This is a genomic window from Schaalia sp. JY-X169, from assembly GCF_014069575.1.
Lineage (GTDB): Bacteria > Actinomycetota > Actinomycetes > Actinomycetales > Actinomycetaceae > Scrofimicrobium.
This window is the reverse complement of the sequence record NZ_CP059675.1, coordinates 2,278,599-2,297,019: the sequence shown is the minus strand read 5'-3', so window position 1 is coordinate 2,297,019 and position 18,421 is coordinate 2,278,599. Positions and strand designations below refer to the sequence as shown.

Sequence of the window (18,421 nt, the reverse complement as noted above, 5' to 3'; positions counted from 1 at the left end):
TGTTCGGTTATCTGAGGGTAATGGAAGTCTGCTCGCCTAGGTAGGTGAACAAGTGATAAGAGGGCTTATCGATAGAGGTGGCTGGGAACTGCGGCTAGCGGTCTTAGTGTTGGTCTTTCTGAAGTTTCGACCTCGTCCAACAGGACAACAACCAGTAGGGAGACCTGATGAGTGGCATGGACACGCCAGACCTAGAAGTAAGTGGCGACGCAGTGGCGGTGGTGAACGACGAAGTGGAGGTGGCAGAGGACGGAGCGGATGCAGTTGACGTTGAATGTGAAGGACCCGCGCCCTTCTACAGGCGGAGAAAGTTCTGGGTACTTGCCGCGGTGGTGATGGCGTTGGTTGCTGTTGTGATCATTGGGATTATTGCTGCATTGGGTGCAGCCAAGGAACGGAGTGAGCTGCGGGCTGACGTTGAAGGGGCTTTCGCCGCAGCAGTCACCTCTCACGAAGATGCCCTTCATGAACTGTCAGAGTCACTCTCTAGCGCGAGAACAGCATTGGTGTCTGTGGAGGAGAGCGCTGTTGCGGATCCCTCCACTTTGAGCGACTTATCGGGTGAACTGGAGCGGGCCACTCAGGCTCATGCTGACGCTGAGGACACGACGGTGATTGACATCGAGGGACAGTCGAACGAGGAAGTAGAGGCTTTGACTTCGCGGATAGCCACCGAGACTGAGAGTCTCCGGGCGCAAACAGTTACCCTCGATGCTTTTGTTGTGGCTGTTGAGGACTCAGTTGCAGCCAAGAAGGAGGCTGATGAAGAAGCGCGGATTGCCGCAGAGAAGGAAAGGCTTGAAGCTGAGATTGCGCAGAAGAAGAGTGCCGCGCAGCCTATTGGCTACGAAGATCTGTTCAGAGCCGGGGACACGCTGATCGGTCAGTACTTCCGGTTTGAAGGCAAAATTGTCCAGACTCTTGGGGCATCAGGGACAACAAGCGGCTATCGCATCAACATCACAGCAGACCAGGGATACTCCAGGGTCTTCTGGGAAGACACCGTGATGCTCATGGTGTCCGGGGAGACGCCACAGAAGCTACTTGAAGACGACATCGTTTTGTTCACTGCAGCATCTGCTGGTTTGACCAGCTACACGAGTGTCTTAGGGGCGACGATAGAGCTGCCGCTCCTCACGGCGGAAGGCTCTGACTTGCTGGTGACAGGTCGTGACGGGTAACCGCTTGGATGAGGCGACTGCGCCGCATCGGGGAATGGGTCCGCGTTGGTGGTCACATCGGTGCTAACCCAGAGTTTGTCGCGGGGCTGCTGGCCGATGCATGATTGCCGCTAACTTCACTGTTGTGGCGTGAAATCCGGCAAAATAACAGCGAAACGGCGCCACAGCAGTGAAGTTAGCGGATTTGCCCCCGCCGGCCCGGGCGGGCAGCTAGCGGGTACCCGGGCTGCGGTCTGTCAGGAACGTCAGAAGGGCCAGAGCGCCGCGCTTTGAGAGTGGCTCATTGCGGTTGCCACACTTGGGTGACTGGATGCAGGACGGGCACCCGTCCTCGCACGGGCAGTCTTCAACGACCTGGGCAGTCATCTTGATCCACTCGGTGGCGTGGCGGAATCCGTACTCCGCATAACCGGCGCCGCCGCGCAGGGCATCGTGGACAAACACGGTCGGGAGGTTCGTTTGGCTGTGTTCCGCAATCGACAGTCCCCCCAGGTCCCAACGGTCACACGTCCCCACCAGGGGCAGCATGCCAATTGCGGCATGTTCGGCTGCGTGTAGCGCCCCGGGCACATCCGGGCCATCAATGCCCGCGACGGTGAGCGCCCCCGGCTTCAGCGTGTACCAGGTTGACATGGTTGGCAGGATGCGCTGCGGCAGAGACAGTTCGTAGTTGGCAATGAATTCCATATGAGGAAGGCGAAGAAGGTCGTAGTCAGTGACCCGGGAGGAAACCTCCACTTCGCCGACGTGCCATTCCACCAAGCCGTCCTCGGACGTCCAAGTCCGGGTCTCTTTGAGGATCTTAACGTCGGAATGGCGCCCAGTTCGGGTTCGCAGTGGGGTGGAAACACGTTCCACCACTGCCACACGCTGGGGGCGACGCCCCTCGCCAGGTGCGTTCACTCCAGAGAGTTCGAGGACGTGGAACGTCTTGCCCTGGTGGATGTAGATCGCGTCGGGAAAGACCTCAGCATCAGCCTTGTCCTCGGGGACTGTGCCAATAACGGCCCCAGTTTTGATGTCAACAACCTGGACGTCCCCGCCGCCGCCGCGAATATCGGTGAGGTCGTGAGGGTTTGTGGTCAGCGAGTAGTTCCAGTGCCAGCCGGTTGGTCGTTTCCACAGGTAACCCTGCTCAGAGAGGGCGTCCAGCAGTGCGGTGCTGGTGAGGCCAAACAGCTGTAGGTCTTCTTCTTGGAGCGGCTTCTCTGCCGCTGCCGCACAGAGGTGGGGTGACAAAACGTAAGGGTTCGTCAGGTCGAGGACGTTCGCTTCCACTTCGGCGAGGGCCTCGTCAGCGTGGTGCACCAGGTAATTATCCAAAGGGTTCTCACCAGCAATGAAAACACTGACACCGCTGCGGCCAGCGCGGCCCGCGCGTCCAACCTGTTGCATAAGTGAGGCGCGGGAACCGGGCCACTCACAGGTGATGGTGGCGTCGAGGCCGGAGATATCGATACCGAGCTCCAAGGCATTTGTGGTGACAACGGCCTGTAGGACGCCCTCACGCAACTGCTTTTCCAGTTCGCGCCTCTCCTCGGGCAGATACCCGCCGCGGTAAGGACTGACCCTGTGAGCCCGTGACGAACCCATCCGCTCCAGGCGATCTTGGGTTTGTGATGCCACGGCCTCGGCCCCGTAGCGGGAGAGAACGAACGTCAGCATTCGGGCGTCCCGCTCAATGAAGGCGGCCGCAAGGTTCGCTGCCTCAGTCCACGGGCTGATGCGCAGGGCGGGAATGGGGTAAGCGGGCGCATTCTCATCACCCGCGTACTCAAGTTTGGTTTTCTCTGCTGGGCTGAGGGCGGGCTGCCAGAACGCCAGGGTCTTAGGCGCAGCGGGTGACCCGTCGTTGGTAATCGCTGCGACATTGTCTGCGCCGACCATCCGCTGTGCCAGCTCTTCTGGATTGCGCACTGTCGCGGAAAGCATGATGACCTGCGGGTCTGCGCCCAAGCTCCGCGCGATGCGGAGCAGGCGACGCAGAATCAGCGCAACGTGTGAACCCGTGACACCCCGCCAGTAGTGCAGTTCGTCAACCACGATGTAACGCAGCGAACGCAGGAACCGCGTCCACCTTTCATGGCCGGAGAGAAGAACGTGGTGAACATAGTCCGGGTTGGAAAGGACAACGTCAGCGTGGGCCCGCGCCCACTTCTTCACCTCGGTGGCAGTGTCACCGTCAGCGGCGGAAATGTGTATCGGCTCTGATAAGAGTGCTGCCACCTTGTTGAGGGATTCCAACTGGTCGGCACCCAGAGCCTTGGTCGGGGCGAGGTAGAGGGCTGAAGGCCTGCTGCGGTAGCCCGCAAGCGACGTGTCGCCAGCAGTGTCCATGAGGTCGGAGAGGATTGGCACCCAAGCCGGCAACGACTTGCCAGATCCTGTGCCCGTCGCGATGACAACGTGCTTTCCGGCATGGAGCTGGTTGAGAGCCTCTTCCTGGTGGGACCACAGAGAGCTGGCGCCACCGGCGCTGTATGCGCTGACGACTTCGGGGTGAATGAAGTCGGGCCACGGCGCCCGCGATGCGCTTCTGCCGGGGATCTCTTCAACGTGGAGCAGCCTCTGGTCCCGCGCTCCGGCAGTGCGGAGGTAGTTGACTAGGGTGGAGGGTTGGCGAGAGGAAGCGTCGCTCACTGGTCGCTTTGCATCTGCTCATATGCCCATTGCACGTAGTCGATTGCTTGCGCGCAACACGGTAGTGCATGGGCAACTTCTTCATCGAGCTGCAAGTCGGAGAGCCCATGGCGGCAGTGAATGACCATGTCTGCGACAACGGTGAACGAATCATCCTTCTTACGATCAACGTAAGCGGTTGGAAAGTGGCGGAATCTATTCCAAGAGTTGACGGCCCGAAACAGGCTGCGGGCGGAGCTCTGTGGGTCTGGATCCCAGTTTGACCGAACAGAAAGGTAGTCGCGGCGCCCAAAAAAGGAAATGCTATAGGTCCGTTCACCGACCTGCACCGTACCGCCCTCGTCTGCAACACCGCTGAGGTCGGGCTGCGGCTCAAGTTTTGCGAGTGCTGCCTTCACTCGGGACATCGACACGGGGTACGGGTCTTCCTTGCCTTCGGGCGCGGAGTGCAGCGTCGTCTCAGTCATCGTCTCTCACCCCCGCCTGTGCGATTGCGGATCCCTCAAACTCTTGGAAGAAAGAGGTGAGGACCAGGAAGGCATGTTCTAAGAAGTCATTGAACTGGGCTTCACTCAAACCCGATGTAATGAGACGACATGTCTCAGCCCCCACGGTGTACTTCCCGGGCGTCTCAAGAGCCTCGATGTATGCCTTTGGGAAGGCGCGATTCCGGTTGGACATGGTGACGAAGTAGCCCAGTTGGACCAGGTCCTCATCTGCGGTGTAAGTCCTAGTGGAGGTGCCTTTGAAACAAAGAATCTTCCCGCCCTCGACCGTCCCGCACACAACGTGGGTGGCTTGCACCTGCTGCCACAGGCCGGAGCCAACCTCTTGGAAAGGCATGTGTAGAGAGTCGAATGCACCCCGAATCCGTTGCATACTTACTGGACGTGGTGTTGGCATTCTTCCCCCTTCCCATTTCGTCAGTCACACCACACTAACGCTATTGGGTGGAAGATTCAGTAGGTAGCGAACAGTAAATGGTTGGGAGATTGAGGTGTCGGATCAGAGTCGGGAGCAGTACATCGCTACCTTTGCTCGACGCGTACTGCGCTTTCGCGTCCTCGGAGTAGTCGCGGCGGTGGTGTCCGTTGTCGCGCTCGCGTACCTCTCGCTCTTCACGGTAACAGGGCAGTGGTTGGACACCCTGATCATGTACTCATTCCAGGCGCACATGCCGTTCCAAGACGTGGCGCGGACAGTTCTGCACACACTGGCTTCCATACCTGCACTTTTGCTGTTCGCGCTGATCCTGATAGTCACGGTGTTGTTGAGGAAGCGGTTTGCCCTGTTGGTGCGCGTCGTCGCTCTGCTTGTTGTGTCGAACGGTGCGACGCAGATGCTCAAGTACCTTTTGGTTCGACCCGACATGGAAGTGGGTCATTCTCTGGCGAACTCGTTCCCATCCGGTCACGTCACCCTGGCCACCTCCGTGGGCTTGGCTCTGATTGCCGCGGTTCCGCAGAGGTGGAAGTCAGTTGCAGGTGGGGTTGCGTGGGTGGCGATCGCATTCGTTGGGGTGACGGTGCTTTCTTTGGGGTGGCATCGCCTCAGTGACGTACTGGCCGGGACCCTGGTTGCAACGGCAGTGGCGCTGTTGGTTGTGCCGTCGGAGTGGCGACCGTTCAACGACCACTTCCGAGGGCGTTCTCCTGCTGTCTTGGCGTGGTTGGCCCTGGTGGTTTCTGCCATTGGCGTGGCGCTGATGGCATGGAGGTCGAGGACGGAAATAGGCCAACCGGTTAGTGCGATGCAGATCACAGAGTTAGCTGTCACGGTGCAGCCCGGAGTGTTTCTTGCCGTGTTATCAACAGTTCTAATCTTTGCAGTTTCGGCCCTGAGTGTGCTTGGTGTGGACCACCTGGCAGGAAATTAGGGTTGCAGACCAAGGTCCTAGGACCTTGTGGAATTGGTGTGCACACTTTTGGACAAAAACACGATATGTAGTGTCTCCCCGCGTGTCGCACACTATATGTAGTGGTGTAGCGCTAGTTTGGGTTCTGGCAGAGGGCCGGGATTTAGCCCAAAACTTCCACAAAAAGATCATTCTGTAGCGACCTTGCGTGTGCTTTACGCAGATCGTGTCCACTGAACAGGAGCCGACTATGGCAGGCACCAATGTTGATGCACTGACAACGATTGATGAGTACTTGGGGCGTTCCGACTGGCGCGTCAACGCCAACGCCAACCAGGGATACTCGCTGGGGGGAATGATCCTCAACGTGGCGGGGAAGATGATCGCCAACTACTGGCTAGAGAAGTGCTACCAGCCTGAAGCTTCTGTCGCGCACCGCAGCGGGGCTTTGCACATCCATGACCTCGACATGTTTTCTGGCTACTGCGCCGGTTGGTCCCTGCGACGCCTGCTGGAAGAAGGCTTCAACGGCGTTCCCGGCGCTATCGCGTCATGCCCGCCGAAGCACTTCTCCTCAGCCTCAGGGCAAATCGTCAACTTCCTGGGCACCCTGCAGAATGAGTGGGCAGGTGCGCAGGCATTCTCATCCTTCGACACCTACATGGCGCCCTTCGTTCGACTGGACTCCATGACGTACGAAGAGATCCGCCAGAATATGCAGGAACTGATCTTCAACCTCAACGTTCCAAGCCGGTGGGGAAGCCAGTGTCCGTTCACCAACCTAACGTTTGACTGGACTTGCCCCAGCGACCTTGTCGACGAACACCCGCTGATCGGCGGGGAAGTTTGCGACTTCACATACGGTGACCTGCAGGCCGAAATGGACCTGATCAACCAGGCTTTCATGGATGTCATGCAGCAGGGAGATAGCGAAGGGCGTATCTTCACCTTCCCAATCCCCACCTACAACATCACCAAAGATTTCGAATGGGACAGCCCCAATGCCGATCGGCTCTTCGCGATGACGGCCAAGTACGGACTGCCCTACTTCCAGAACTTCATCAACTCCGACCTCGACCCCGGAATGATTCGTTCGATGTGCTGCAGACTGCAGCTGGACCTGCGCGAACTGCTGAAGCGGGGTAACGGCCTGTTCGGATCCGCTGAACTCACGGGATCCATCGGGGTTGTCACCATCAACCTGGCGCGACTGGGATACGAATACAAGGGGGACGAGGGCGGATTTATCACGGAACTTGACCGCCTCATCGACATTGGTGCCGCAACACTGGAAACCAAACGTGAAGTCATTCAGGAGCAGATGGACGGGGGGCTTTTCCCCTTCACCCGCCACTACCTGGGCACGCTCGACAACCACTTCTCAACACTTGGTGTCAACGGGATGAATGAGGCGATCCGCAACTTCACGAACGACCTCGACGACATCACGACCCCGGCGGGGCACGCGTTCGCGGTCCGCGTCCTCGACCACGTTCGCGACCGCATGGTGGAACTGCAAGAGTCCACAGGACACATGTACAACCTTGAGGCCACACCAGCTGAGGGCACCACCTACCGCTTCGCGAAGGAAGACCGCAAGCAGTACCCCGACATCATCCAGGCGGGAACATACGACCAGCCCTACTACACCAACTCGTCACAGTTGCCCGTTGGCTACACGGATGACCCGTTCCAGGCGCTGATGGAGCAGGAAGAGCTGCAAGGGAAGTACACAGGCGGCACCGTCCTCCACCTCTACATGGGTGAACGCATGACCAGTGGCGAGGCTTGCAAGGAAATGGTGCGCCGCTCACTGACGGCCTTCCGACTGCCCTACATCACGATCACGCCGACATTCTCGATCTGCCCGCGCCACGGATACCTTGAGGGCGAACAGCCCACCTGCCCAAAGTGCGCCACCCAGTTCCCCGACCGGGAACCCCAAGAATGTGAGGTATGGACGCGGGTCATGGGGTACTTCCGCCCCGTCTCCTCATTCAACATCGGCAAGAAGGGCGAGCATGCGGAACGCGTCCCGTTCAAGGAGGTCGCCTTCGCTTGAGCGAACTCAACATCGCCGGATTCGTCCCCTTCTCAACGGTCGACTGGCCGGGAAAGCTCGTTGCGGTCGTGTTTCTCCAGGGGTGCCCCTGGAGGTGCCCGTACTGCCACAATGCGGAAATCCTTGATCCACGGGCCAGTGGGTCTGTCGAGTGGGGGGACGTCCTCGACATTCTCGACTCTCGCGTTGGGCTCCTTGATGGGGTTGTTTTTTCAGGGGGAGAGGCACTCATGCAGGCGTCCTCCGGCGCGCTTGCGGAAGCCCTGAAGCAGGTACGAGGACGGGGGTTCCTCACGGGACTTCACGCGGGCGGTGCCTATCCGAGGGCGCTTCAAGCCCTGCTTGAGGACGGTTTGCTTGACTGGGTCGGCCTCGACATCAAAGCGTTGCCGGAAGACTACCCGCTGGCGACCGGGCGTGGGGGTGGTGACAAGGCTGAAGAGTCGCTGGCCGTCCTCGTCGAACATGGGGAAGTCGACCACGAAGTTCGCCTGACACTGTGGCCGGGATTGGCACCCGGGGGAGACCTAGTCGGGTACGGGCAGCAGGTAGCGGCATGGGCGCGGGAACGGGGGACGAGGACGTTTGCCCTGCAACGCTACCGTTATCCCGCCTCCACTCCACACGCTCTTCCCGAGGTGGGGTGGATGGATGAGGAGGCCCAGGAGCGGCTTGGGGAGCTTGGCTTCGACACCCTGATCATCCGCTGATAGCCGGTTGTCGGGTGGTGGGTGCTGGATCGCGGCTAAGCTGGCTTGTATGAAGCCATTTCTGTTGGTCTCCACCCGTGGGGAAGAAGAAGCCCTTGATAGCGAATACCAGGCCTACCTGCGCGCGTCTGGACTGGAACGTGACGAGCTGCAATTAGCGGAGTTTGACCTGTTGGGTCTGCCACCAATCGAGCCGAAAGACTACGCAGGTGTGTTTGTTGCGGGCTCACCCTACGGAGGGGCATCTGACGACCTCTACGTCTCGCAAACCCAACAGGATGTGCGCGCTGAACTGAGTGATCTCTTCACCCAGCTCCTAGAGGCTGGCACCCCTCTCTTGGCAACAGGCACCGCAATGACGGTTCTTGGTGAAGTCCTTGGCGCAACCGTATCTGCGACCAACGCCGAGTTTGCCGAATTGGTTGATATTGAACTCACTGACGAGGGAAAGAAGGACCCCATTCTTTCTGAATCCCCGGCTGTGTTCATTGCCTACGCCAATCACAGTGAGGCGATTGATGAGTTGCCTGAAGGGTCAGTGAGATTGGCGCGCTCACTCTACGCTCCGATTCAGATCGTCCGCCATGGTGATAACGTCTATGCGACCCAGTTCAACCCGGAACTAGATGCGGGCCTGATCTCAAGCAAGGCGCAAGCCTTCGAGGATGCGGGAGATACGGGTTTTGGTGACGTTGAGGCCCTGGTTGCCGCAGGTCGATACACGTCGGGTACCCACGCCGCCGCCTCGGTGATCAAAGGTTTTGCACGGCACTTCAAGGAAGGCGCCTAAGGGCTGCTAGTTCCAGGGGAAGTTGTTCGGGTCGATAGGACCTGTCAGTGAAATCTGGTAGCCACCGCGCGCAATTCCGAATCCAACCCCGGAAACCATGTTCCAGCAGGCTATTCCAGACTCCGTCGATCGGCAGGCAAAAGTCTCGTAGGTCGCGTAGTCCCCGTACGCCAGGCTTGTTGCTCCCGACCCTGAGACCTGCGAGGCACTACAGTCCAGATCCGCAGTCGCGCGAGTTGCTGTGAGGGATGTCGGCCCAGCCCCACAGGAGGGCAAAGCAGGGTCGGCAAAAGCGTGGGCATTGATGGTGCACGTTACGCCCTCGGAACCGAGTCTGCAGGCGATGTTCCCACTGGGTGACACGAAATGATCGCTCACCAGCGCGGTGGCTGGAGCGGGATATGCGATGGTTTCATCCGCGTCCTCCGCAGCGCTATCCTGCGAGTTGTCGACTGCTTCATCCTGCGAATCTGGGGCGGCCTCCTGATCTTCTGAGGCGGCTGCGGCAGCGGAGTCGGACTGGTCGCCGCCATTTGCAGGACTATCTTTATCGCCGCCGCCAAAAAGTAGAGCCATGAGAATTACGGCTATGACAGCTAAGAGGACACCCACAATGATCAGTGGCGTCTTGTTTGGGTTTGCTGGCTTCTCTGTGACGCCAAGCTCCCCGGTCTGAGTGGACGGTTGTGACGGCTCAGCGACAGGCTCGCCGACCCGCACAGGTTCCGAGGCGATAGGTAGAGCAGCTGCGGTCGGCAGTGACGCTTCGTCACTACGCCCCATCACAGAAACCCGTCGAGGGCCCCCGGGTGAAGAACTGGTTGCAGCAGTTCGTTGTGCCAATGCCACGTTGATCGCTGGATCGTTAAGATCTGCCAGCCACTTCACCAACGCGGGGTATGTGGCGGGATTCATGGCGATCAGAGGACGCAACTTCGGGTAGCTGTTGGCTAGCTCTTGGAGGCGCGTCGGAGTTGTACTCGGGCTTGCGGCCTCGGCTTCCAGCTCTTCGCGCGACATCTCAACTCCAAATTAGGAAACAGCCTGGTCCATAATCACCCAACTCCGGGCACTTCCGCAATCCTGGTCGGCATGTGATGAGGCACAGAACTAGGAGTGGGACTATCGAATATGGTGGTATTCCGGCCGGTGTGGCTGCGGATAGATCCGCACAAACGACTGATCGGAGCATTTGATGGTTGCTAAGAAATCTCTCTTCAAGTGGCAGCTTCATGGTGATGGAGCAAAAGTTGGGCCGGGAGAGGTAGTTCTTCCACACGAACGGCTCTCATGGGGTCGAACCACAGGTATCGGCATGCAGCACGTGGTCGCCATGTTCGGCGCCACGTTCCTGGTTCCCCTTCTGACAGGGTTCCCACCCAATACGACACTGTTCTTCACGGCCATTGGTACGATTCTCTTCTTCTTGATCACCTCGGGCCGTATTCCCTCATACCTCGGGTCTTCTTTCGCCCTGATAGCGCCGATCTTGGCGGTCAGCTCCAGCCTGGGAGCCAACTACGCGCAGGGTGGCATCATTGCAACCGGTGCCACGCTCGCCCTGGTTGGGGTCGTGGTTCATTTCGCTGGCGCACGGTGGATTGACGTCGTCATGCCCCCGGTGGTCACTGGCGCTATCGTCGCACTGATCGGGTTCAACCTGGCCCCTGCCGCGTGGAACTGGGTGAAAGAAGGTGCATTGACCGCGGTCATCACCATCGTGTCAATCATACTCATCACTGTCCTCTTCAAGGGGATCATAGGTCGCCTCTCGATCCTCTTTGGCGTCCTCATCGGTTACGGGGCTGCCCTCCTGCAGAACCAGGTTGACTTTTCAGCAATTGGCGAGGCGGCTTGGATTGGTCTGCCACACTTCACGGCGCCGGCATTCGACCCGTCAACCCTGGGTCTATTTGTCCCGGTTGTGTTCGTGTTGATTGCCGAGAACGTGGGACACGTCAAGTCCGTGGCCGCAATGACGGGGGAGAACCTTGATGACATGACCGGGCGCGCCCTGTTTGCAGATGGCATTTCCACGATGCTGGCTGGCTCAGGTGGCGGCTCTGGGACCACAACATACGCGGAAAACATCGGGGTTATGGCCGCAACCCGCGTCTACTCTTCCGCGGCATACTTGATCGCCGCGTTTACCGCCCTCGCTCTGTCAATGATGCCTAAGTTCGGAGCCATCATTGCAACCATTCCCCCGGGCGTCCTCGGCGGTGCAGCAACTGTTCTCTACGGAATGATCGGCCTGTTGGGTGTGCGCATTTGGGTGCAGAACCAGGTTGACTTTTCGAACCCGGTCAATCTGAACACGGCAGCTGTCGCCCTGATCATCGGTATTGCGAACTTCACCTGGGCGCCAGGTGGGCTGGTGTTTGAGGGGATCGCACTCGGCTCCTTCTCGGCGATCTTGATCTACCAGGTGATGAACTGGATTTCCAAGGTCCGCGGAACGAACCTGGAGGCCGCGACACCTGCTTCCGCGCCCTCGGGGACCGAACTGGAGTCTGTTGCTTACGCTAAGCGGCGTCGGTCGCCACGCCCAGATGCTGTTCCCGACGGCCTCGACGGGGTGCTACCCGAGGACGACATCCAACACATGTGGGATAGGGAACCTCAGAAGTAGGCTGCGCGGTTGGTTCGAAGAGACCCGGCCCGGCCCAGCCCCGTTTGGTGCGGGCCGTCGCCGGCCCCCGGCCCACTGGCTCCGGCCCCCGGCCCCCAGCCCACCCTAAGGTTGCCGGTATCACATAAGGTTGCCCGTTTCTTGCGAGTTTTCGGGCAACCTTACGCGACGGCGGCAACCCTAGATGCGCACCGCGGACGGCCAGACTATCTGGAGTCGGTGAATTGTCGTTGGCTTGTTGTTAAGGTTGGTGCCGGCGCTACCCCGTGTCATAAGGGAGCGAGTTACGCCTTACGGAGCGAGTTTGGCTTGCATAACAGTGTCATTTCGGGGCAAATGGGGCCAAACTCGCTCCGTAAGGCGTAACTCGCTCCGTAATGCTTGGGTGCCCCGAGCTGTTGGGCACTCTAGTCCCCGTCACCAGCACCCGAGTCCCCGTCACCAGCACCCGAGTCTCCATCACTCACGCTGCAGCTCCTGTGGCGTACCATTCAAGGTTCTCAATCTCCCAACCCAAACTCACAGGCAGTCCGACACGCATTGCCGCGTCACTAAATGTATATGTGGGGGAGAGATGATCGCTTGGGGTACGTACCCCAGGGGCACTCCCGTTCCCCACATATGCATTTCACGAAACTGCAGGCGGGCGAGGGGTGTACGTGATGGTGGGCGGCGGGATTCGGGCTGACACGTGGGGCTGGGCGCGGGATTCGGGCGGCCGCTGGCTGTAGAGGTGAGAGGGACGCCCGCAGCCCGTTGCATGGAGGGCCGGTTGAGCCATAGCGAGCCAGCCAAGCCATAGCGAGCCGACTAGGTTTACATAACGGTGTGATCCAGGGTGAACTGGGCCTAGCGGGCTCGGTATGGCCGGGCGGGCTCGGTAGGGCTTGGGTGGGCTGGCTCGGTATGGCTTGGGTGGGCCTGGCTCGGTAAGGCCGCGCCCCGGGGGCACCTAAGAAACGTCAGCACGCCAGCGGGTCAACCACGCCGCGACGACCACCACCACTCCATACCCTGCCATGACCAGACCGCCCTGCCACCAAAGTAGCGTTTGCCCGGCACCGCCCACGGTGATCTCGGAATAAATGCTTGACCCGACAAATGCATCAGACGCAGACCCAGGGAGGAACTTGGTGACCTGAGAGATGGTGTCGTTGAATCCCCCAGCCATGCGGGCCAGCGGCTCAATGAACTGGGTGAAAACCAAAACCACCACGATCGCACCGGCCTGGGAACGAATCAGCGCACCCAAACCAACGCCAACCACAGCCCACAAACCCATTGCAATGACTGAACGCAAGAACATCATCCAGGTCCCGCCTTCTGCGAGGCCCGTCGACATCCCCTGACCCATGAAGAAAAAGACACTGGCGAGGACGGCACTGAGTAGCGCCGCAATCCCGTATAGCAGGCCCAGTGTGCCCTGAACCGCAACCTTCGCAGTCAGGACCGGGCCGCGTTGGCCCACGGAAACAAACGTGGGTGTGATCGTGTTGTGGCGGTATTCAGCGGTAACCGAAAGTGCGCCGATCAGCACGGGGAACACATAACCCATTGCGGTTCCCAGAGAGTAAACCATGGTCGTCAAGCCCGTGCCCTCGAGCGGCATATCTCCGGATGGACCGAACAGGGAACTGGTGAGCAGTGCCATGAGGGCCGCGGTGAAGCCAATGTAGAGCACCATGACAAGGCCCAAGACCCACCACGATCTTGTCGTGAAGACCTTCAACCATTCCGCTCTTACTGCATCCATGAAGCGACTCATCGCGCACCTCCCACCATCGACAGGAACAGTGCCTCGAGGCCGGTGGTTTCTTCACTCAAGTGACTAAGTGGTATGCCGGTAACGAGGGCGATGTTACCCACATCGCGCGCGTTGGTTCCAGCGATCCGCAACGGACTTCCAGGGTGATCTGCGACCGGCAAACTGGCGACAGTTAGAGCGTGCATCAACTGCTCCCTCTGTGGGGAATCAACCAGAACCACAGTGCCACCAGCCTGCTCCAAAGCATGCACGCCACCCGCGGTAACCAGCTTCCCTCGGTTGATGATGACAATGTCATCTGCCATCTGCTGGACTTCGCTGAGCAGGTGCGACGAAAGGAAGACGGTGCGGCCCTCATCAGCCTGACTCCGCAGGAAGGTGCGCAGCCAAGAAATCCCCTCCGGATCAAGACCATTCGCAGGCTCGTCAAGGATCAGCACCGAAGGATCACCTAGAAGGGCAGTTGCAAGCCCCAGCCGCTGCCGCATCCCCAGTGAGTAGCCACCGACCCTCCGGTCCGCATCAGTACTGAGGCCCACAAGTTCAAGCAGGGCCGGGATTCGTGCAACGCTGAGGCCACTTCCAGCAGCCATCACCCGCAGATGGTCCCGAGCCGTCCGCCCCGGGTGGAAGGCGTCAGAGGAGAGGTGCGCCCCGACCTCGTGCATTGGCCTAGGTATCTGACTGTAGGAAGACCCATCAAATGTCGCCGAACCCGAGCTGGGATGAACCAGGTTGAGGAGGATCTGCAACGTTGTCGTCTTCCCCGCACCGTTGGGCCCCAAGAATCCTGTCACCCTGCCCGGGAGGACCTTAAATGACAGGTCAGACACCGCTGCAATGGAGCCGTAATTCTTCGATAGGTGGTCGATGTGGATCGTGTGTCCTTGCATAGGCCTTCCCCGGGGGATAATGGTACTTCGAATAGTGTCCAGCTTACAGAGGGGATAATGGCCGCAGGTAGGAACCCATCGCCGGATCCGATGGAGAAGGTATGGACGATTCCCAACATTCTTTCTTATTTGAGAATTGTTGTGTTCATGCCATTGTCTCTGGCCCTTATAGTCTCTGGCCATTACGCATGGTCCCTTGTCGCCCTCTTCCTTCTGGGTAGTTCAGACTGGTTGGACGGGTACCTTGCGCGAAGACTCAACCAGCGTAGCCGTCTTGGGGAAGAACTGGACCCCATAGCGGATCGTGCCTCAATCCTTCTCACATCGCTCACCATGGTCTTCACGGGGATATTGCCCTGGGAAGTGTTCGCCCTCATAGCAGTCGTGGATGTGACTCTTGCGGGCATAGCACTGGTCCTCTTCAAGGGGTACCCGAACTCCCACGTCAACATCTTCGGAAAAGTTAGGACGGCGCTTCTCCTAGTCGGCCTGCCGCTGCTCCTCTTTGCGGAAGCACTTCACAGTCCGGGCTGGAGGGTTGCAGCATTGGTCGTGGTGTGGGTGGGGGTGGCCATCCACTGGCTTGCTGGCGCAACCTACGTGCAGCAAATGGTGCACTCCTGGCGTTCCACCCGCACCAACAAGCGGTAGGAAGACTAGCCTTCGCCCTCGTCGGCCACTTCTTCGACGGACGTTTGGTCTTCGCCTGAAGCGCCCGAAGCACCCGACTGGCTCGACTGGGATCCCGACTGGCCCGACTGGCCCGACTCGGGAACCTCCCAGCCGTCGGCAGGTTCTGCTACTGGCAAGCAACCGGAAAGAGGAACCAGAGGTCCTTTGCTCTCAAGCAGCGTTGCACGTTCCTCTGGCGGAACAAGAGTAGTGAACTGGTTCCCAAGAAGGATTGTCAGGGAAAGATCCTCCGACGAGTTCAGAATGATCCGCACATCCCCTGGGAAGTATCTGGCGATGGTGTAGGCCGCATCAACTCCACGCGGCCCTGCCTCAATCCGCGCCACGCCGTGGTATTGGGCGGCGTTGTCCGTGCCAGCAATGGTGTAGCCAAGTTCCTCAAGACTTGCGCCGACTGAACCAGCCAGTCCCGGAGTTGAGGTTGTATTCAGAATCCTCAGTGAGACCCCGGCTGGGTTTTCAGCACGGGCTCCCGCAGTTGGGCATGGAATATCACCTGGTTCTGCAAAGACTTCTTCCTTGGAGAAGTCGCCACCAAAGGGAACTGGGAGGGCGCCGTTGACGCCGAGAAACCCCAGTAGGAAGAGTGCTATCACGCCAATGATGGCCGACCCAAATACAACTGTTTGGCTTCGGGCGCGCGCACGGCGAAACTCAGTCCGAGGGCTTGAGTAGTAGCCTTCCGTCGGACCGGTTGTGAGGCGGTTCGGGTTCTCTGGTGGCGGTGGTGCTGAAGTCACGTTCATAACCTACCCGACTCTGCCCCGTGGGCAGTATGACGCAAGGCTGACCGGTCAATCATTTCCATCACTAACTCTTCGGGTCCAGACACAATCATGTATTCCGTGTTCCTCAGGTGGGACACCCTTCCTACCTTTTCCCCATCCAAGTTGTGAATACCAATCTTGGCACCCACATAGCGTTGCGCATCAAACCCCAGAACCTCCACGTGGTCACCTCTCGATTCGCACATGGCAACCAGCTCCGCCAGGGGGACGAAGCCCTCATTTGAGAAACTGAGTACGAGGACGTCTGCGCGGACTGCAGAAATGGTCTGCGCGAGGGCGATGGGCATCGTTCGCTTGGAGTTGAAGGCACTCTTGGTTTCGTCCTCGCGCGCATCAGTGCGTTTGCACGCCACACCGTAGTGGTCGGGGCTATCCCAGCGGATCAGCGTCTCCCAAACATGGTAGTTCGTGAAGTAGCGGTGCTGATTGTAAGGCGGGTCCAGGTACGCGAAGTCGACGTGAGGTAGCGTGCGTGCAACCGTGAGCGCGTCCCCACGGATCGCTTTGCCCGTGCCATGGGTGAGTTTGGGGACCCGCAGCTCAAGTGGTTTGAGGGCTCTGGGGGCCCACTTCTTCAGGTATGCCATCTGCAGACCGACTGTGGAGTCAACTGCGTCCGCAGCTAGGAGTAGGGACGTCAGGTAGATGGACTTTAGTGGATCAGAAGCGTAGAACTCTTCGATACCGTCACGGATGGCGTCGACTCGCATGCCGTTGTCGGGGTGAAGGTAGCGGCTCTGCTCACAAAACGTCTCCGTGAAGTACCCGCGTATGGGCTTCAAGGAAGAAAGGTGTTCCAAGGCGTCATCGACCTCGACCATATTGACCGTATCGGCGTCTGTCTCCACAAAGCACTGGCCCAAGACCTCGGAGTAGGTCGCCACGTCGACGGCGGTCGTGTGGGCGCCTCGTCGGCAGAACTCCTGGGCAACCCGCGTCGTCCCGGTAAAAAGGTCGAGGGCGGTGGCCGCGCCACTCGCCTCAAAAAGGGACCCAATGACACCAACAAAGCGCCGTTTGGACCCGAGGTATTTGATCAACGCAGCTGCCCCTTAGATGGGCCGAGTGTCTTTATCAAGAATCCCGTCTAGGTTCATGTCAGACGTCCTCGGCTTCTTGGCTGCGCGACGCAGGGCGACCGCACCAAGGATCGCTGCGATCAGGGTGCCCACCAGCACGCCGACTTTAGTGGGGGCCATGTGGTCGGTGCCTCCGAAGGAGAGTTCGGTGATGAGCAGGGAGACGGTGAAACCCATTCCAGTCAGGAAGCCAATCGGGATGAGGTCCCGCAAACCAATGGCGTCGGGCAGGCGCAGCGGGGTGAGTTTGACCGTTGCAGTGGTTGTGAGGAGGATGCCGAAGAACTTCCCGACGACGAGGGCGGTGGCTGCCGCAAAGAACACCGGTTGTGTGAAGATCTCCGTGCCGAAGCCAACAATGGTCACGCCCGCGGCGAAGAAGGCGAAAATCGGTAGCACAATCCCGGAAGAGAGCGGATCGAGGGCGTACGAAAAACGGGCGCTTCTGTCTGAGTTCTCAAGGTGAATGGGGCGTGCTGGGACGGTGAGACCCATGGCAACGCCGGCGACAGTGGCGTGCACGCCAGATTCATGCATGAAGAACCAGGCGCAAATCGCTAGCAGGATGAGGGGAAGGACATGGACCTTGCGGGCCCTCACCACAGCCGCGAAGGCTGCGATGAAAAGAAGGGACACGGCGAGGGCGGCAAAGTTCAATTGTTCGGTGTAGAAAATGGCAATGATGACAATCGCCAGCAGGTCGTCAACGACTGCAAGGGTCAGGAGGAAGGTCCGCAATGCGCGGGGAAGACCCCTTCCAAACACGGCCAAGACCCCAACTGCGAAGGCGATATCGGTGGCCGTGGGGATGGCCCAGCCAACCAGAGACGACGTATCCCCCGAGAGGGCGACGATCGAGACGAAGATGACTGCGGGCAGTGTCATGCCGCCAACAGCAGCAATCATGGGGACAGCTGCTTCGCGGGGGGAGGAGAGGCTCCCGACCACCAACTCCCGCTTGAGTTCTACCCCGACCACAAAGAAGAAGATGGCAAGAACCCCGTCAGCCGCCCAGGTCGCCAGAGTGAGGTCAAGGTGAAGCGAGGCCGGGCCGACTACCGTTTGCGAGAGTGCGTGGTAGCTGTCGCGCCACGGCGTGTTCGCCCAGATTAGTGCGATGCCTGCAGCAATGATCAGCAGGATTCCACCCGAGGTCTCTTTACGGACCCAGTTGGTAACGCGCGAAAAGGGGGAATGGGTAACAGGTTGGTTTGTCATCGCTATTTAGTCTGGCACAGTTACCAGGGGTCGGTGGCCATTCCGGGGGTGTGACCGGCTAGATTTGGCGCTTTTGGCACGTTCGGCACGTGCCTCCGCTACCGGGGTGGGTCTA

At 59.3% G+C, this 18,421-nt stretch carries 16 protein-coding genes; 7 read left to right on the top strand and 9 right to left on the bottom strand.

Annotated features, from left to right (window positions below; translation table 11 throughout):
- Nucleotides 1-167: 167 nt before the first annotated feature.
- Nucleotides 168-1,181, top strand: coding sequence for a hypothetical protein (locus H2O65_RS09945; protein WP_182141538.1), 1,014 nt, complete (start codon nucleotides 168-170; stop codon nucleotides 1,179-1,181).
- A 210-nt stretch (nucleotides 1,182-1,391) separates the two neighbouring features.
- Here the strand turns inward: H2O65_RS09945 and H2O65_RS09940 are convergent, their stop codons facing one another.
- From H2O65_RS09940 to H2O65_RS09930, 3 genes are read right to left on the bottom strand one after another with little or no spacing between them, the layout of a single operon-like run.
- The gene (locus H2O65_RS09940; RefSeq protein ID WP_182141537.1) at nucleotides 1,392-3,821 is read right to left on the bottom strand and encodes a DEAD/DEAH box helicase; all 2,430 of its coding nucleotides are present in this window, start codon (nucleotides 3,819-3,821) and stop codon (nucleotides 1,392-1,394) included.
- Nucleotides 3,818-4,288, bottom strand: a complete 471-nt coding sequence (locus H2O65_RS09935) for a YbjN domain-containing protein (RefSeq protein WP_182141536.1) — start codon at nucleotides 4,286-4,288, stop codon at nucleotides 3,818-3,820. The genes H2O65_RS09940 and H2O65_RS09935 overlap by 4 nt, the downstream gene beginning before the upstream one ends.
- Nucleotides 4,281-4,724 carry a hypothetical protein gene (locus H2O65_RS09930; protein WP_182141535.1) on the bottom strand — a complete coding sequence of 148 codons (444 nt, stop codon included), beginning with the start codon at nucleotides 4,722-4,724 and terminating at the stop codon, nucleotides 4,281-4,283. The genes H2O65_RS09935 and H2O65_RS09930 overlap by 8 nt, the downstream gene beginning before the upstream one ends.
- A gap of 94 nt (nucleotides 4,725-4,818) precedes the next feature.
- On the opposite strand from H2O65_RS09930, the gene H2O65_RS09925 reads away from it, so the two are divergent.
- The 4 genes from H2O65_RS09925 (at nucleotide 4,819) to H2O65_RS09910 (ending at nucleotide 9,238) form a co-directional block, all read left to right on the top strand.
- Nucleotides 4,819-5,697: a phosphatase PAP2 family protein gene (locus tag H2O65_RS09925; protein WP_182141534.1), complete on the top strand. Its 879-nt coding sequence runs from the start codon at nucleotides 4,819-4,821 to the stop codon at nucleotides 5,695-5,697.
- A 229-nt stretch (nucleotides 5,698-5,926) separates the two neighbouring features.
- Nucleotides 5,927-7,738, top strand: a complete 1,812-nt coding sequence (locus tag H2O65_RS09920) for a ribonucleoside triphosphate reductase (protein ID WP_182141533.1) — start codon at nucleotides 5,927-5,929, stop codon at nucleotides 7,736-7,738.
- The gene (locus H2O65_RS09915; RefSeq protein WP_259349519.1) at nucleotides 7,735-8,448 is read left to right on the top strand and encodes an anaerobic ribonucleoside-triphosphate reductase activating protein; all 714 of its coding nucleotides are present in this window, start codon (nucleotides 7,735-7,737) and stop codon (nucleotides 8,446-8,448) included. Before H2O65_RS09920 ends, H2O65_RS09915 begins: the two co-directional genes overlap by 4 nt.
- Before the next feature lie 49 nt (nucleotides 8,449-8,497).
- A complete protein-coding gene (locus H2O65_RS09910) occupies nucleotides 8,498-9,238 on the top strand; it encodes a glutamine amidotransferase-related protein (protein ID WP_182141531.1) in 741 nt (246 codons plus the stop codon).
- 6 nt (nucleotides 9,239-9,244) lie between these two features.
- Here H2O65_RS09910 and H2O65_RS09905 read toward each other — a convergent pair whose 3' ends face one another.
- Nucleotides 9,245-10,258: a hypothetical protein gene (locus H2O65_RS09905; RefSeq protein ID WP_182141530.1), complete on the bottom strand. Its 1,014-nt coding sequence runs from the start codon at nucleotides 10,256-10,258 to the stop codon at nucleotides 9,245-9,247.
- 175 nt (nucleotides 10,259-10,433) lie between these two features.
- On the opposite strand from H2O65_RS09905, the gene H2O65_RS09900 reads away from it, so the two are divergent.
- Complete coding sequence (locus H2O65_RS09900; RefSeq protein ID WP_398396369.1) at nucleotides 10,434-11,870, top strand: uracil-xanthine permease family protein; 1,437 nt, start codon at nucleotides 10,434-10,436, stop codon at nucleotides 11,868-11,870.
- A 952-nt stretch (nucleotides 11,871-12,822) separates the two neighbouring features.
- On the opposite strand, the gene H2O65_RS09895 is transcribed toward H2O65_RS09900, so the two are convergent.
- Both H2O65_RS09895 and H2O65_RS09890 read right to left on the bottom strand, forming a co-directional pair.
- Nucleotides 12,823-13,635: a hypothetical protein gene (locus tag H2O65_RS09895; RefSeq protein WP_220458748.1), complete on the bottom strand. Its 813-nt coding sequence runs from the start codon at nucleotides 13,633-13,635 to the stop codon at nucleotides 12,823-12,825.
- A complete protein-coding gene (locus H2O65_RS09890; RefSeq protein ID WP_182141528.1) occupies nucleotides 13,632-14,528 on the bottom strand; it encodes an ATP-binding cassette domain-containing protein in 897 nt (298 codons plus the stop codon). Before H2O65_RS09890 ends, H2O65_RS09895 begins: the two co-directional genes overlap by 4 nt.
- 57 nt (nucleotides 14,529-14,585) lie before the next feature.
- Here H2O65_RS09890 and H2O65_RS09885 point away from each other — a divergent pair, with 57 nt between their 5' ends.
- Nucleotides 14,586-15,179: a CDP-alcohol phosphatidyltransferase family protein gene (locus H2O65_RS09885; RefSeq protein WP_182141527.1), complete on the top strand. Its 594-nt coding sequence runs from the start codon at nucleotides 14,586-14,588 to the stop codon at nucleotides 15,177-15,179.
- A 5-nt stretch (nucleotides 15,180-15,184) separates the two neighbouring features.
- On the opposite strand, the gene H2O65_RS09880 is transcribed toward H2O65_RS09885, so the two are convergent.
- Genes H2O65_RS09880 through nhaA form a run of 3 tightly spaced genes read right to left on the bottom strand, consistent with a single transcriptional unit; the run spans nucleotide 15,185 to nucleotide 18,306 of the window.
- The gene (locus H2O65_RS09880) at nucleotides 15,185-15,961 is read right to left on the bottom strand and encodes a LytR C-terminal domain-containing protein (RefSeq protein WP_182141526.1); all 777 of its coding nucleotides are present in this window, start codon (nucleotides 15,959-15,961) and stop codon (nucleotides 15,185-15,187) included.
- Between the two features lie 2 nt (nucleotides 15,962-15,963).
- Complete coding sequence (locus H2O65_RS09875; protein ID WP_182141525.1) at nucleotides 15,964-17,049, bottom strand: DNA adenine methylase; 1,086 nt, start codon at nucleotides 17,047-17,049, stop codon at nucleotides 15,964-15,966.
- A gap of 12 nt (nucleotides 17,050-17,061) precedes the next feature.
- On the bottom strand, nucleotides 17,062-18,306 hold the full coding sequence (gene nhaA / locus H2O65_RS09870) for a Na+/H+ antiporter NhaA (protein ID WP_182141524.1): 1,245 nt from the start codon (nucleotides 18,304-18,306) through the stop codon (nucleotides 17,062-17,064).
- Nucleotides 18,307-18,421: the final 115 nt, after the last annotated feature.

Coding starts and splice junctions, on each gene's coding strand:
- H2O65_RS09945 (WP_182141538.1), top strand. CDS start 168: ATGAGTGGCATGGACACGCCAGACCTAGAAGTAAGTGGCGACGCAGTG.
- H2O65_RS09935 (WP_182141536.1), bottom strand. CDS start 4,288: ATGACTGAGACGACGCTGCACTCCGCGCCCGAAGGCAAGGAAGACCCG.
- H2O65_RS09930 (WP_182141535.1), bottom strand. CDS start 4,724: ATGCCAACACCACGTCCAGTAAGTATGCAACGGATTCGGGGTGCATTC.
- H2O65_RS09920 (WP_182141533.1), top strand. CDS start 5,927: ATGGCAGGCACCAATGTTGATGCACTGACAACGATTGATGAGTACTTG.
- H2O65_RS09910 (WP_182141531.1), top strand. CDS start 8,498: ATGAAGCCATTTCTGTTGGTCTCCACCCGTGGGGAAGAAGAAGCCCTT.
- H2O65_RS09905 (WP_182141530.1), bottom strand. CDS start 10,258: ATGTCGCGCGAAGAGCTGGAAGCCGAGGCCGCAAGCCCGAGTACAACT.
- H2O65_RS09900 (WP_398396369.1), top strand. CDS start 10,434: ATGGTTGCTAAGAAATCTCTCTTCAAGTGGCAGCTTCATGGTGATGGA.
- H2O65_RS09895 (WP_220458748.1), bottom strand. CDS start 13,635: ATGAGTCGCTTCATGGATGCAGTAAGAGCGGAATGGTTGAAGGTCTTC.
- H2O65_RS09890 (WP_182141528.1), bottom strand. CDS start 14,528: ATGCAAGGACACACGATCCACATCGACCACCTATCGAAGAATTACGGC.
- H2O65_RS09885 (WP_182141527.1), top strand. CDS start 14,586: ATGGCCGCAGGTAGGAACCCATCGCCGGATCCGATGGAGAAGGTATGG.
- nhaA (WP_182141524.1), bottom strand. CDS start 18,306: ATGACAAACCAACCTGTTACCCATTCCCCCTTTTCGCGCGTTACCAAC.